This window comes from Agrobacterium sp. O3.4 (assembly GCF_041414895.1).
In the GTDB taxonomy this organism is placed as follows: domain Bacteria; phylum Pseudomonadota; class Alphaproteobacteria; order Rhizobiales; family Rhizobiaceae; genus Agrobacterium; species Agrobacterium cucumeris.
On record NZ_JALPZP010000001.1, the window covers coordinates 1,968,756 to 1,982,813 of the forward strand.

Consider the following 14,058-nt stretch of genomic DNA (forward strand, 5'->3'; position numbering starts at 1 on the left):
CCTATCCCGGATTTCTAAAACATCGATCACAATGAAAACATCGCAATCGAAGCCGATGTAATTGTTTTGATCCATCTGACGACAAAAATCCGCCATCGTCACCCTGCCCCAAGCCTGCTTTAACAAAAGCCAGTTTGGAAAGGCAGATGCCGAGTTGCCGCAGCTACACAAGACGCCACTCGCTCGGAACTGGACAGAATATTTGACCAGTGCAATGCTTGGCTGATAATTTGCCCAATATCAAAATCAGGGGCGGGATTTCGCCGGAGACTTCTGCGATGGATGAAACGCTTTTTGCGCGCATCGAGCACAGCCGCACATCGCAGGAGGTGATCCTACGCTTCGAGGAACTGATCCTCGACGGCATATTGCGGGATGGCGACCGCCTGCCCGGCGAGCGTGAACTGGCGCAAAAGCTGGACGTCTCGCGGCCGATCCTTCGGGAAGCACTGAAGGAGCTTGAAACCCGTGGCCTTCTCGTCAGCAGACATGGCGGCGGCACGTTCGTCGCGGATATTGTCGGCCCGGTGTTTTCCGACCCCCTGAGTGCGCTGATCACCCGCCACAGCCGGGCAACGCGGGATTTTCTCGAATATCGCCGTTATATCGAAGGCATGACCGCCGAACTTGCAGCGCAACGGGCGACAGAGCCGGACAGGCGCAACCTCGCCGCCATCGTCGACAGGATGCGGGAAGCCCATGAGGCCGGCCGTTTCGATGACGAGCTTTCCGGCGATGTGGAATTTCACAACGCCATTGGCGAGGCGGCGCATAATATCGTGCTGATGCACACGTTGCGGTCCTGCTACCGGCTTTTGAGCGACGACATCTTTTACAATCGCCATCTCATCTTCACCGTCGCGGGCGCCCATGACGAGGTGCTGAGACAGCATATCGCCATCCATGACGCCATCGCGAGCGGCTATCCGGCGGCGGCAAGGGCTGCGGCAGAGGCTCATATCGACTTCATCGTAGAGACGACATCCAGGGCGCATCAGGCGCGTGAATGGGACCGGATTTCCCGTTTGAGGCAGCAGCAGCGCAGCGTCTGAAAACGCTATCCGGCGAAATACGGCACCTATTTTATTCAGGTTTTTATGGAACCTTTTGTGCTCTTTGGTCTTTTTATCGGGTTAATTGGAAAAATTTACCAAGATGGGACCCATGACAACCACGAGCGAAACTGAACGCTATCCGCGGATAGCTCTCATATCGACGCATGGCTATGTCGCCGCGCACCCGCCACTGGGCGCTGCCGACACCGGTGGACAGGTGGTTTATGTGCTTGAGCTTGCACGCAAACTCGGCCAGCTCGGTTATACTGTCGATCTTTATACCCGCCGCTTCGAAGACCAGCCGGAATTCGACGAGGTTGACGAGCGCGTCCGTGTGGTGCGCATTCCCTGTGGCGGGCGCGATTTCATTCCCAAGGAATATCTGCATCGCCACCTGATGGAATGGTGCGAAAACGCACTGCGTTTCATCAAGAAAAACGACCTCAATTACTCCTTCATCAACAGCCATTACTGGGATGCGGGCGTGGCCGGGCAGCGACTGTCCGAAGCGCTGAAAATCCCGCATCTGCACACACCGCATTCGCTCGGCATCTGGAAGAAACGCCAGATGGAGACCGACTATCCGGAAAAGGCCGATACGTTCGAACTGGAATTCAATTTCAAGGAGCGCATCCAGCACGAGCTGATCATCTATCGCAGCTGCGACATGGTGATTGCCACGACGCCGGTTCAGCTTGACGTGCTGATTGAAGATTACGGGCAAAAGCGCAAACACATCCACATGATCCCGCCGGGTTATGACGACAACCGCTTCTTCCCGGTTTCGGATGCGACGCGGCAGATGATCCGCCAGCGTTTCGGTTTCGAGGGCAAGGTGGTGCTGGCGCTGGGGCGGCTGGCCACCAACAAGGGTTACGACCTTTTGATCGACGGCTTTTCCGTCCTTGCCGAGCGCGAACCGGAAGCCCGCCTGCATCTGGCCGTCGGCGGCGAGAACATGGACGAACAGGAAACCACCATTCTCAACCAGCTGAAGGACCGCGTGAAAGCGCTTGGACTGGAAGACAAGGTGGCGTTTTCCGGATACGTCGCGGATGAGGACCTGCCGGATATCTACCGCGCCGCCGATCTTTTCGTGCTTTCCAGCCGTTACGAACCTTTCGGCATGACGGCGATCGAAGCGATGGCCAGCGGCACGCCGACCGTCGTTACCATCCATGGCGGGCTATTCCGGGCTGTGAGCTATGGCCGCCATGCATTGTTTGCCGATCCTTTCGACAAGGAAGACCTCGGCATTACCATGATGAAACCCTTCAAGCATGAGCGGCTTTACGGGCGGCTTTCGCGCATGGGCGCGCACAAGGCGCGCAGCCTGTTCACCTGGACGGGCATTGCCCAGCAATTGCTGGCGCTTGTTGAAGGCAGGACCATGATGCCGGTTCTCGAAGAGGCGGACTGGGCCGAACCGTGGAATGACGGCGATTGAGACCACTTCGCCTTTTTTCCACCGATCTCGACGGAACCGTTGTCGGCAACAACGATGCCACGCGCCGGTTCCGCGATTTCTGGCAATCATTGCCGGACGAGTATCGTCCGGTTCTGGTCTTTAACAGCGGCAGGCTGGTCGATGACCAGCTTGCGCTGTTGGAAGAGGTGCCGCTGCCACCGCCCGATTATATCATCGGCGGTGTTGGAACCATGCTGCATGCCAAGGAGCGCAGCGAACTGGAAAGCGCTTACAGGCACTCACTCGGCACCGGCTTCGATCCGAAGCGGATTGCCGATGTCATGGGCCGCATAGCCGATGTGACGATGCAGGAAGAGCAATATCAGCATGGCCTCAAATCCAGCTGGTTCCTGCATGATGCCGATGAAAAGGCGCTTGCCGATATTGAAAACGCGCTGCTGGCGGCTGATATCGATGCCCGCATCGTTTATTCCAGCGGTCGCGACCTCGACATATTGCCAAAGGCCGCCGACAAGGGTGCCGCACTGGCATGGTTATGTGGACAACTGCATATCGGTCTCGACGAATCGGTCGTTGCGGGCGATACTGGCAATGATCGAGCGATGTTCGAGTTAAATGACGTTCGCGGTGTGATCGTTGGCAATGCCTTGCCGGAACTTGTTTCCCTGGCAAACCGCAATAGCCGGTTTTACCTCTCGGGCGCGACTGAAGCGGATGGTGTGATGGAAGGCCTCCGACATTGGGGACTGGATGCGGGCCAGCGCAATTCCGGCCGCAACCGTTGAGCGGTTCGCGTTCCGAATGACCTGAAGCAGACAGATACGGAATTCCGCAATCGGCTGTTAAACCGGGAACCCCGGCAAGCTTCCGTTCGCCTCCATCTGTGCCCCTTAATCTTCATCAGCATGAAGACAATAGTGGGTTATGGATGAAGGGGGATTGGCGGAACATACAGTGTATCTATATTAGCAATTATCACTACCCGGCAAACAAGGATTTATACGGATTGAAGATTTTGAATCGATTGGCGACAGACGTTGGCTTGATGTTGCGCAGACCGCCGCGACAGCAATATGCGGCGCTGTGCTATCGATTGTCCAAAAAACATCCGGAGCCGGAAGTTCTGCTGTTGACCAGCAGGGATACGGGACGATGGGTCATTCCCAAGGGCTGGCCGATGGGCGGCAAGAAGGCCCATGCGGTGGCCGAACAGGAAGCCTATGAAGAAGCCGGTGTCAAAGGCACGGTAGAGAAGGCTCCCTTCGGCTTTTATGAATATGAGAAAAAACTGAACAGCGGCGTCAACGTGCCGTGCAGGGTTCAGGTGCATCTGCTCGAAGTCTCGGAAATGCAGGAGAGCTTTCCCGAAAGAGACTCCAGAAAGCTGGAATGGGTCACTCCACAGGAAGCAAACAGGCGGGTTAATGAGCCGGAACTGAAGGCGCTGATGCTCGCTTTCGACAAGCGGATGGCGCATTCGAAATAGCGCCGACGCCCGAAGCGTGGCAATGTGCAGTTTGTTTTTCCAACATGGCTTTTATCGTCTTTCATTTTGGAAAGATGTGCGAGATGTAACAGTCTTTCTGTAAAATTGCCTTCAACCTGCGACATTGCCGGACGAGAGGGAATGTTGGCAAACGAGGTCTGAATTGGCAATAAAGCCACCATCGAACATGAAACCGACGCTCGACAAGGATCTCGACAAGATCACCCGTGTCGAAGAGGCGACGCTGCACGTCACGCAGCAGCTTGCCGGCCTTGGCGCTGGGTTCATGTTCGTTGTCCTGGCGGCGATATTTGCCGGTGCCTTCGTCACAGGCACCGACGGCTCGGTCATCATCATCGCCGCCGTCGCCATTGGCGCCTATATGGCGATCAATATCGGCGCGAACGACGTAACGAACAATGTCGGCCCGGCGGTTGGCGCCAAGGCCCTGCCGCTTGCCGCAGCACTCATCATTGCCGCCATCTGCGAGATCGCCGGTGCCCTCATCACCGGCGGCAATGTGGTCGAAACCATTTCCAGCGGGATCATCAACGTCCAGACCATTCCCGACAGGACCGCATTTTCCTGGGCGATGCTGTCGGCACTTCTCGCCGCCGGCCTTCTCGTCAATCTTTCCACCTGGACCAAAGCGCCGATTTCCACCACCCATACGGTGGTTGGCGGCGTTGCGGGTGCGGGCATGGCCGCGTATGGCATCGGTGCAGTCGACTGGCTGTCGCTCGGCAGCATTGCCTTCGCATGGGTGCTGGCACCCTTCATCAGTGCCGCCATCGCCATCCTCATCCTTGCCTTCATCAAGGAATGCATCATCTACCGCGAGGACAAGATCGAAGCCGCGCGGCTGTGGGTGCCTGTTCTTATCGGCCTGATGGCGGGGGTTTTTGCGGCCTATCTCATCTGGGTGGGGCTGCGGCAGCTCATGCATGTGTCATTGGGCCATGCCAGCCTCATCGGGCTCGTGACCGGCCTCGTTGCCTGGCGTCTCTGCGTGCCGATCATCCGCAAACAATCGCAAGGGCTGGAGAACCGCAACCAGTCGCTGCGAACGCTGTTCCAATGGCCGCTCGTGCTCGCCGCGGGATTGATGTCCTTCGCGCACGGGGCAAATGACGTTTCCAACGCCATCGGCCCGGTGGTGGCCATCGTGCGGGCATTGCACAACGAAGCGGTGGAGACGTCCGCCCGCGCACCACTCTGGGTGATGCTGGTCGGCGCATTCGGCCTTTCCTTCGGTATTTTGCTTTATGGCCCGCGCCTCATCCGCCTTGTCGGTGAGCAGATCACCAAGCTTAATCCCATGCGCGCCTTTTGTGTTTCCGTGGCCACCGCGCTCACCGTTCTTGTCGCCTCACGCTTCGGCCTGCCGGTCAGCACTACCCATACGGCAATCGGCGCGGTATTCGGCGTCGGTTTCTTCCGTGAATGGTACACACAGTCATCGCGCCGGCGGCAGGAACTCGTCAATGCGGGCACCGGGGATATCCGCCGGACCGCACGGTTTGCCGACAATCCTTCCGAGGTGCGCCGCCGCTACCTTGTCCGTCGTTCCCACTTCATGACGATCATCGCTGCCTGGCTGGTCACCGTTCCCGCAAGCGCCACGCTTGCGGCGCTGCTGTACTGGCTGATGTCTTCCATCTTTCTGTGAACCCGAAACCAAATCCCATGCGCGCAAATTTCCGGATGCAACGTCTGTTTATCGAAGCCCCACTTGCTACGGACATGGCACTGGAGGCGACGGGCGAACAGTTCAACTATCTCGCCAATGTGCTGCGCATGACGGATGGGGCGGAGATTCTGCTGTTCAACGGCCGCGACGGCGAGTGGAAGGCGAAACTGTCCTTTCCGAGCCGCAAGAAGATCGTTCTCGTCCCCCTGGAGCAGACGCGGCCACAGCCGGACGCGTCGGATCTGCATTATCTCTTTGCACCGTTGAAGGTCGGGCGCATGGATTATCTGGTGCAGAAGGCGGTCGAAATGGGTGCCGGCCTGTTGCAGCCAGTGATGACGCAGCATGTTCAGGGCAAGATCCACAACACCGAGAAACTGCGCGCCAACGCTGTCGAGGCCGCCGAACAATGCGGCATTCTGTCTCTGCCTGATGTCGCCGAGCCGGTGAAGCTGAAAGACATGCTGGAGAACTGGCCGCAGGACCGGCGCATCATCTATTGCGACGAAGGCGATGCGGGACAAAACCCGCTGCCGGTTCTGCAATCCATCAAGGAACGTAAAATTGCCCTGCTGGTTGGCCCGGAAGGCGGGTTTTCCGAGGAAGAACGGGAACTTCTGCGCAATCTCGCCTTCGTTACCCCCATTCCGCTCGGGCCGCGCATCCTGAGGGCGGATACGGCCGCCGTCGCAGCATTGGCGGTCATTCAGGCGACCATCGGTGACTGGAACTGAGGTGGAATATTACGCTTGATGCATCTTTAAAAGAAATTCATTTGCCTCCGGATGCGATCCGGCTCTATCTGCCAATCATATGCCTCGCCGCAACAGAGACGTCATAACAAGGTAAGCCATGGCACGCGACACGACCGACCAGACACCCCTCTCCTCCGTCACGGAGCTTACAGACTATCTGGCGGGCGGTAACAAAGCCGAAACCGATTTCCGCATCGGCACCGAGCACGAGAAATTTGCATTCTTCCGTGAGGACAACAGCCCCGTTCCCTATTTCGGCGAGGCCAGCATTTCCGCCCTTCTGAAGGGCATGCAGGCCAAGCTCGGCTGGGAGCCGATCATGGATGGTGAGAACATCATCGGGCTTGGCGAACAGCACGGCATGGGGGCCATCTCCATCGAGCCGGGCGGCCAGTTCGAACTATCGGGCGCACCTCTCGAAAACCTGCACCAGACCTGCAAGGAATCCAACCAGCATCTGGCGACCCTTCGCGAAGTGGCCGAGCCGATGGGCATCCGTTTCCTCGGCATCGGCGGCAGCCCGCTGTGGAGCTATGACGAAACACCGCATATGCCCAAATCACGCTATGCGATCATGACGCGTTATATGCCGAAGGTCGGGACCAAGGGTCTCGACATGATGTATCGCACCTGTACGATCCAGGTGAACCTCGACTTTTCCTCCGAAGCGGATATGCGCCAGAAGATGCGCGTTTCCATGAAGCTGCAATCGCTGGCAACCGCACTGTTTGCCTCCTCGCCCTTTACCGAAGGCAAGCCGAACGGCCTTCTCTCTTGGCGCGGCGATATCTGGCGCGACACCGACAATCAGCGTTCCGGCGTGCTGCCCTTTACCTTCAACGACGATTTCGGCTTCAAGGACTATGTCGAATGGGCGCTTGATGTGCCGATGTATTTCATCGTGCGCGACAGCAAATATCATGATTGCACCCATGTTACCTTCCGTCAGTTCATGAACGGTGCGCTGAAGGGCGAAATCGCCGATTGGCAGCCGACCATGGGTGACTGGACAAACCATCTCTCCACCCTCTTCCCGGATGTGCGCCTGAAGCGTTTCCTCGAAATGCGCGGCGCCGATGGCGGCCCTTGGAGGCGCATCTGCGCCCTGCCGGCTTTCTGGGTTGGCCTTCTTTATAATCAGGAAGCGCTTGACGCTGCCGATGCGCTGACCGCCGGCTGGAGCTTCGACGAGGTGATCGCACTTCGCGACGCCGTGCCGGTCAAGGGCCTTTCCGCCGAGATCGCCGGCAAGCCGCTTCTGGGTATCGCCCGCGAGGTTGTCGATATTTCCCGCACCGGCCTTAAAAACCGTAACAGGCTGAACGGCGAAGGCCAGGACGAGACCGTGTTCCTTTCGTCGCTGGACGAGGTGCTGGCCAAGAAGACCACGCTCGCCGAAGACCTGCTGGCGCTCTATAACGGACGCTGGGGCGGCTCTGTGCTGCCGGTGTTCGAAGAATATCAGTATTAAGATATCCCGGCGAACCTCATTGTAGGGTCAGGGAGCCGCGTAAACGCAGGCAAAGCGAAGCCACAAAAAAGCCCGGCGCGGCCGAGGGGCCTGACACCGGGCAAAGGCAGGGCTATTGGCAAATCACCCTGCGGGGAAAACTCTTGGGTTCGAAGCAGTTCCAGCCGCTGGAGGCCCGCTGGAACTGCGCAAGTTTGATTTACGGCGTCTTGAACCGTGTCACTGCCCGCTTGCGTGCGGCGCGGGTCAGATGAGCGGTCGGATCTTCGAACAGGCCGGTATTAAGCGCGTCCCGCACGTCCGAATGCGCCAGCCCGATATCGGCAAGAAGGCGGTCGTCAAGCTCGGTCAGCCCATTGGCGACGATACGATTGTAAATGCGCTGCAAAAACGTTTTCACGGCCGAAGCACCACCGAAGACGATGCGACGCAGGGTGTCGCTCTGCCTTGTGGTTGCAAGTTCCAGTTCCATTCTCCGTTCTGCCGTGCGCATGACACTTATCCTTCCGTAACGGCACGATGCGGCACCGCCCCCGACGCACCACGCGCGAGAAGCTGCCTTGGGTTGGGGCCCAGCGTTTCGCCGGCCCGTGGTTGAGATTGATTTGCTTGAAGTCAAAATGTCGCAAGACTATTGATCAGTCCAACGAATGTTTCTAATGTAAGACATCAATCATTCTGATGGATGACCATCCATGTCCGCACCTCTCGATATAGATCAGCTGCACACCTTCATCGCCATCGTCGATACGGGCAGCTTCACTAAAGCCGCCGACCGCGTTTTCAAGACACAATCCGCCGTCTCCATGCAGATGCGGCGGCTTGAGGAGCGGATCGGCAAACAGCTTTTCGCCAAGGACGGGCGTGGCAACCGCCTGACGGCGGAGGGCGAAAAGCTGATGAATTACGCCCGCCGTATCATCCGCCTCAACAACGAGGCGATCGCCGCCTTTGACGACAACCGGCTCGAAGGTACATTGCGCATCGGCACGCCCGATGACTATGCCGACCGTTACATGCCGGAAATCATCGGCCGTTTCGCCAAGACCCATCCGAATGTCGAGCTTTACATCGTCTGCGAACCTTCGGTCAGCCTTGCCGAAAAAATGGCGCGCGGCGAGCTGGATATTGCGCTGGTCACCCACAATCCCCGCGCCCGTTCTTCGGACGTGGTTCGCACCGAACCGCTCTGCTGGGTCGCTTCCGCCAACCATCCGCTGAAGGATGACGCGCCGGTGCCGCTTGCCGTCGGCCGGCGCGACTGCCACTGGCGGCAGCTTGCCTGTTCGGCGCTCGATGCCGACGGGCGGGATTATCAGGTTCTGTTCACCAGCTGGTCTTCCACGGTGGTGGCCGCCGCCGTGCTGGCCGGCATGGCCGTCTCGGTGCTGCCGGAATCGGCGTTGCGCACCGGCATGAAGGTTCTGACCGCCGCCGACGGTTTCCCACCGCTGCCGCCGGTGCAGATCGGCCTGATGAAACGGCCGGGCCTTTCCCCCTCGCTGGTGAATGCGATTACCGACCACATCACCGCCTGCCTCGACAACATCTCGCCGATGAACGTCGCCGACGAAATGGACAGTGACGTGAAGACCTACCCGAAGATGCCGCGCCTGCGCGCCGGGCACATGCTGCCAGGGTGGTGAACGGATAATACAAATAGAAAGGCCGGGGTAAGTTCCGGCCTTTCTGTTACGCGTTTGCGTGTTCCCCTTAACGCGCCCGCAGGGACGCGACCGCCAGCAGCGTTTCGCCGCTGATACCCGCCGAGCCGCTGCCATTGAACAGCATCATGATCGGATCCATGGTATTCTGCGCGTTGTCATACATGATGGTGAAACGGGCGACGAGTTTCTTGACTTTTTCCGGATCCTGAAAATCCTCGATGTCGAAATATTTCTTCATCATCGACACCTGCGTATCGACCGGGGCGTTGCCGAGTTCATCGGGAATACCAAAGGTGGTGTTGATGAAATTCTGGATCGCGGTGTCGGCGAGGATGGAATAATAGGACGTCGTTCCTGCCGCCATGCGCTTGAAATAGAGCGCCAGGCGCACGCCGGCATTCTCTTCACCCGCCTGCGTTTCCAGCGTCTGGGTCAGGTAATTGTCCAGCGTCTCGTAAAGGCCACGCCGCGTCTGGATCAAGCTGCGGTCTTCGCGAAGGATATTGCCGTCCGTATCGAAGTTGAAGGCGGTGACGAGGCGGCGGAAGACCGGATCCATTTCCTTGTTAACGTAGCTTTCGCTGTCATCCAGCTTGGAAGAGAATATCTTTCCCAACTGTTCCTTCGTCACGGTTTTCGGATCGATGCCCAGTGATTCCATCGCAAATTTCGTCAGGCGATCATTGGCCAGAAAGTCCTTCAGCGTCTTGACCTTCTGCATCTCGGCGGTGAAATATGCAGCCTCTTTCTTGGCCGCTTCCTTGTCCTTCTCCGTGCCGAATGCCGACTTCTTCTTGATATAGTCAGCCGACATGGTCTGCATTTCGATTTCCGACTGGGCCAGAACGGGAGACCCCAAACTCCCGTCGGACTTGAAGTTGAAAAGCTCCGCCAGCTTGACGTAGCGCTCGTCCTTCAGCGTATAGACGTAGCTCTTCTTGTCCTGCAGGTCGCTGGTAAGGACCTTGCGGATATCGGAAACATTCACCTTGGCCGGGTCGAGACCGACCGACTTCAGCGCGTAGTTATAGACCGCGCTACTGTCGAGAAAGTCCTTGACGGATGTGACGCTTTTTATGTCGCTCTTGAACAGTTTGAGCGCATTCGCGTCGGCCGCGTCATCCTTGTCGTTATAATGGGTCATATAGCCGTTGGTGGTGGTCGCGGTCTGCAACGTCGTCTGGGGCGTCGTGCCGGCGGCAAGCGTTCCGTCCGCCTGGAAGTTGAACGCATTTCTCATGGCGATGTAGCGCTTGTCGTTCTTGCCGAAAGTCGCGATGTAGTTGTTCGGGTCGCTCAGATCGCTGGTCAGAATATTCTCGATCGTCGCCTTGACGATGGTCACATCGTTCAGATCGAAAGCAACCTTTATATAGTTGAGAAGGCGTGCATCCGAGGTCAGTTCGGCCACCGTCTTGATAGAGCCGATCTTCGATTCGAAATAATCCCTGTGCAGGGTGGCGACCGTCGGCGTCACGCGCGGCGCGCTAGCGATATAGGCATCCGTCATCACTTTGACGTTGTCGGCCTTCTGCGCTCCGCCAGCGGCCACGGTGCCGTCGTTCTTGAACTCGAAGGCGGCCGCAAGCTGCGCCATCTTGTTATATTGCGTGACGGTGTTCGACAGCTTCGTCTGCTCCGCCGTGATTGCGGCGAGTTTCGCTTGCCACTCGCTCTTCGGTGGCAACACGGCTTCAAGCTGCGTCAGTTGATCCTGCCTCGTCACCTTTTCCGCCTCGAGCGCCGTGCGCTGCTCGGTGGTCAGATCTGTCCCCGCAAGCGAGGTGTCGATGGCGGTGATGCGGGCCGTGACCTGCCCGTGCAGTTCGATATTGCCTTTCATCGCCAGCTTTTCGACCGCGTCATTATAGGCGGCACCGAATTTCTGGTTGAGATAGCTATCGGGATCGGCGATGTCACTCGTCATCAATCCGCGGATATGGGCATAGGTAAAGGTCTTCTCGTCGATGCTGAAGACCTGGAAAATATAGGCGCGGGCCCTGTCATTCTGCAGCAGCTGATCCACATTGGTGACAGAGCCGATGATCGCCTTGTAATAACGCGTTTCTTCCGAAAGGCTGTTATCGAGATCAGATATCGACGTACCGTAAAGCCCGATCATCTTGTCGAGCTGGGCCTCCGTCTGGACGGTCTTCGTCGACGCCGTGAAGTTGAAGGCTGCGGCGAATTCGCGGTAGCGCTCATCGGTCAGCTTGTTGGCAAAGCTGTTCTGGTCGTTCAGGTCGCTTTCCAGAACCTTCTTCATGAAGGCCTTGGCGTAGGTCATCTCACCGAGACCGAAGGCATCCATGGCGTAGGAATAGAGCTGATAATTATTCAGGAACTCGTCAACGCTTTTCACATTGCCGATGTTTTCCTTGTAATATTTCGTCTGCCGCTCGATGAGACCCTGCTGCGCCACGCGCGAGATGCTCGTCTTCATATCGCGGTTGATGAGGTCGTAGCTGAGATACGTCGATACCATCTGAATGTCCTCTGGAACATCGCGCATCCCTTCGGGAGCATCGAGGTTCCGGTTTTTAAATCCACCCATCACGCCCCATCCGGACGCACGGCAAGCCTTGGCAGGACTATGCATGACGCTGCTTGCCCGGAGCTTGAAAGAGCACATTTTCAGGGATGATAAAAACCGCATTGTCTCAATCGGCTTTACGCAAACGAAACCATGCCACAGTGGGTTTTGCTAACCATTTGGGAATGCAAAGTTTTCTTAACCGCGATTTTTAAGCAGTCTCGAACATGCGGCGGATAATCTCCTGACATCAGAGGACGAAAAGTCCCGATGAGAAGACCGGAAACCGGCTCTCAGGTAAAACAAGGGTAGATTAAACATGACCAAGACCGTTCTGAAGCCCGACTGGGCCGTTGCCACACTCAGACTCGACCCGGCACGTTTTCCGCAACAGGTCACCTATGGAAAAGGTAACGGCACGACCGACGTCGCCGTGACGCTCGATGAACGGGGCGCCGTTCTGAGAAAGGTTCTGTCCTCTTCCGGCCTGCCTTTGTCTTTCGCCCTGCCAGCCCGCGCCTTCAAGGGCGTTGCCGCCCGCGCCATCGACCATGGCGACGGCCAGGTAACCGTGACGCTGGAACTTCACCATGATGATCCGGATCTCTGCGTTCCGCTGCTGGTCGCCCATGATCTCTGCGATATCGCCGCCGACTGGCGCAGCTGGTCTGAAGCCTACCGCATTCCCATGCTGATGGTGGAAGCCGATGGCGTTGCCCGCCCGCTGGAAGAACATCTCGGCAAGGTGCGCACCCAGAATACCCGCCCGCGCCGCCGCCATTCCTATTTCGCCGATCGCCGCCCGCGCTTCCTCGTTCGTCGCTCCACCGGCTCGCTCGGCATGAGCATGAAGATCGAGGGCAAGGAAATCATCGCCCGCAGCTGATAACCTTCAGCAAGACAATCAAAAGCCCGGCGCGCAACAATGCGGCCGGGCTTTTTTCGTATCTTTATTCCGGTGGTTCACACCAGCAGAAGCGGCAGGATGAGGCCGGCAAAAATCATCACGCCGACACGGTTGTTGGATTTGAACAATACGAGGCATTGCTCGACGTCGTCGATATCCAGCACCCAGACCTGGCGGAACAACATGATGGCCGCAGCGGCAAGGCCGCTATAGGCAATGACGTTAACGCCCGCGCCCCAGAAGGACAGGGCGATCATGGCAAGGGCTGTGCCATAAAGAAAAACCAGCCAGCGATGTGTGTTTTCTCCAAACAGCAGGGCGGTCGAACCGATGCCGACTGCCGTGTCGTCTTCCTTGTCCTGATGGGCGTAGATTGTATCATAACCGATCGTCCAGGCGATGGAGCCGACATAAAGCAGGACAGCCGGCCAGGCGATCGATCCGAACTGCCCGGCCCAGCCCATCAGTGCGCCCCACGAAAAGGCAAGGCCGAGGAAAAATTGCGGCCAGTTGGTGAAGCGCTTGGCAAAAGGATAGATCGCCACGAAGATCAGCGAGAAGATGCCTGTCGCGATTGCAAAGCTGTTGAACTGCAAGAGCACCAGAAATCCGGCAAGCGCCTGCAACACGATGAAGACCTTGGCCTGCAGCCGGGTCACGCGGCCCGATGGCAGCGGCCGGGAACGGGTGCGCGCCACGGCCATGTCGATCTTGTGGTCGGCCAGATCATTATAGGTGCAACCGGCACCGCGCATCGCCACCGATCCGATGAAAAACAGCACCAGGTGCCAGATCAGCGTGCCCCAGGAAAAGCCGCCGCTCACCGTCGCAGCATTGGCCGCAAGGGCGGCGGACCAGAAACACGGCCACATCAGCAATTGCCAGCCGATGGGGCGATCCCATCTTGCGAGCTGCGCATAGGGCCAGAGGGACCTCGGCAAAATGCGATAGACCCAGTTATTGGATGGCGCGTCGGAAACGCGGTCTGATAAATCGCTGTGGTGAACCATGGGATGGTTCTACAGCATTGGCGGGAAAATCGGAACGGTTTTCAAAGTGCAAAGA

General features: G+C 57.8%; 12 protein-coding genes. 9 read left to right on the top strand and 3 right to left on the bottom strand.

What is annotated here, in order from left to right; translation table 11 throughout:
• Positions 1–278: 278 nt before the first annotated feature.
• The 7 genes from M0412_RS09570 to M0412_RS09600 all read left to right on the top strand — a co-directional run bounded on the left by M0412_RS09570 (position 279) and on the right by M0412_RS09600 (position 7,886).
• Positions 279–1,052 carry a FadR/GntR family transcriptional regulator gene (locus M0412_RS09570; RefSeq protein ID WP_269698600.1) on the top strand — a complete coding sequence of 258 codons (774 nt, stop codon included), beginning with the start codon at positions 279–281 and terminating at the stop codon, positions 1,050–1,052.
• 103 nt (positions 1,053–1,155) lie between these two features.
• Complete coding sequence (locus M0412_RS09575; RefSeq protein WP_161991134.1) at positions 1,156–2,502, top strand: glycosyltransferase family 1 protein; 1,347 nt, start codon at positions 1,156–1,158, stop codon at positions 2,500–2,502.
• Positions 2,499–3,269: an HAD-IIB family hydrolase gene (locus tag M0412_RS09580; RefSeq protein ID WP_269698601.1), complete on the top strand. Its 771-nt coding sequence runs from the start codon at positions 2,499–2,501 to the stop codon at positions 3,267–3,269. The genes M0412_RS09575 and M0412_RS09580 overlap by 4 nt, the downstream gene beginning before the upstream one ends.
• 260 nt (positions 3,270–3,529) lie before the next feature.
• Positions 3,530–3,970 carry an NUDIX hydrolase gene (locus M0412_RS09585; protein ID WP_161991133.1) on the top strand — a complete coding sequence of 147 codons (441 nt, stop codon included), beginning with the start codon at positions 3,530–3,532 and terminating at the stop codon, positions 3,968–3,970.
• Positions 3,971–4,133: 163 nt separating this feature from the next.
• On the top strand, positions 4,134–5,639 hold the full coding sequence (locus tag M0412_RS09590; RefSeq protein WP_269698602.1) for an inorganic phosphate transporter: 1,506 nt from the start codon (positions 4,134–4,136) through the stop codon (positions 5,637–5,639).
• Between the two features lie 17 nt (positions 5,640–5,656).
• On the top strand, positions 5,657–6,394 hold the full coding sequence (locus M0412_RS09595) for a 16S rRNA (uracil(1498)-N(3))-methyltransferase (RefSeq protein WP_269698603.1): 738 nt from the start codon (positions 5,657–5,659) through the stop codon (positions 6,392–6,394).
• Between the two features lie 118 nt (positions 6,395–6,512).
• Entirely contained in the window at positions 6,513–7,886 is a 1,374-nt protein-coding gene (locus tag M0412_RS09600; protein WP_142839141.1) for a glutamate--cysteine ligase, read from the top strand.
• 199 nt (positions 7,887–8,085) lie between these two features.
• On the opposite strand, the gene M0412_RS09605 is transcribed toward M0412_RS09600, so the two are convergent.
• Complete coding sequence (locus M0412_RS09605) at positions 8,086–8,379, bottom strand: DUF1127 domain-containing protein (RefSeq protein WP_142839140.1); 294 nt, start codon at positions 8,377–8,379, stop codon at positions 8,086–8,088.
• A 202-nt stretch (positions 8,380–8,581) separates the two neighbouring features.
• On the opposite strand from M0412_RS09605, the gene M0412_RS09610 reads away from it, so the two are divergent.
• Entirely contained in the window at positions 8,582–9,532 is a 951-nt protein-coding gene (locus M0412_RS09610; RefSeq protein WP_142839139.1) for a LysR substrate-binding domain-containing protein, read from the top strand.
• A 67-nt stretch (positions 9,533–9,599) separates the two neighbouring features.
• On the opposite strand, the gene M0412_RS09615 is transcribed toward M0412_RS09610, so the two are convergent.
• Positions 9,600–12,038, bottom strand: a complete 2,439-nt coding sequence (locus M0412_RS09615; protein ID WP_142839138.1) for a DUF1217 domain-containing protein — start codon at positions 12,036–12,038, stop codon at positions 9,600–9,602.
• 367 nt (positions 12,039–12,405) lie between these two features.
• On the opposite strand from M0412_RS09615, the gene M0412_RS09620 reads away from it, so the two are divergent.
• The gene (locus M0412_RS09620; protein WP_142839137.1) at positions 12,406–12,972 is read left to right on the top strand and encodes a DUF6101 family protein; all 567 of its coding nucleotides are present in this window, start codon (positions 12,406–12,408) and stop codon (positions 12,970–12,972) included.
• 77 nt (positions 12,973–13,049) lie between these two features.
• Here M0412_RS09620 and ubiA read toward each other — a convergent pair whose 3' ends face one another.
• Positions 13,050–14,003, bottom strand: coding sequence for a 4-hydroxybenzoate octaprenyltransferase (gene ubiA, locus M0412_RS09625; RefSeq protein WP_269698604.1), 954 nt, complete (start codon positions 14,001–14,003; stop codon positions 13,050–13,052).
• Positions 14,004–14,058: the final 55 nt, after the last annotated feature.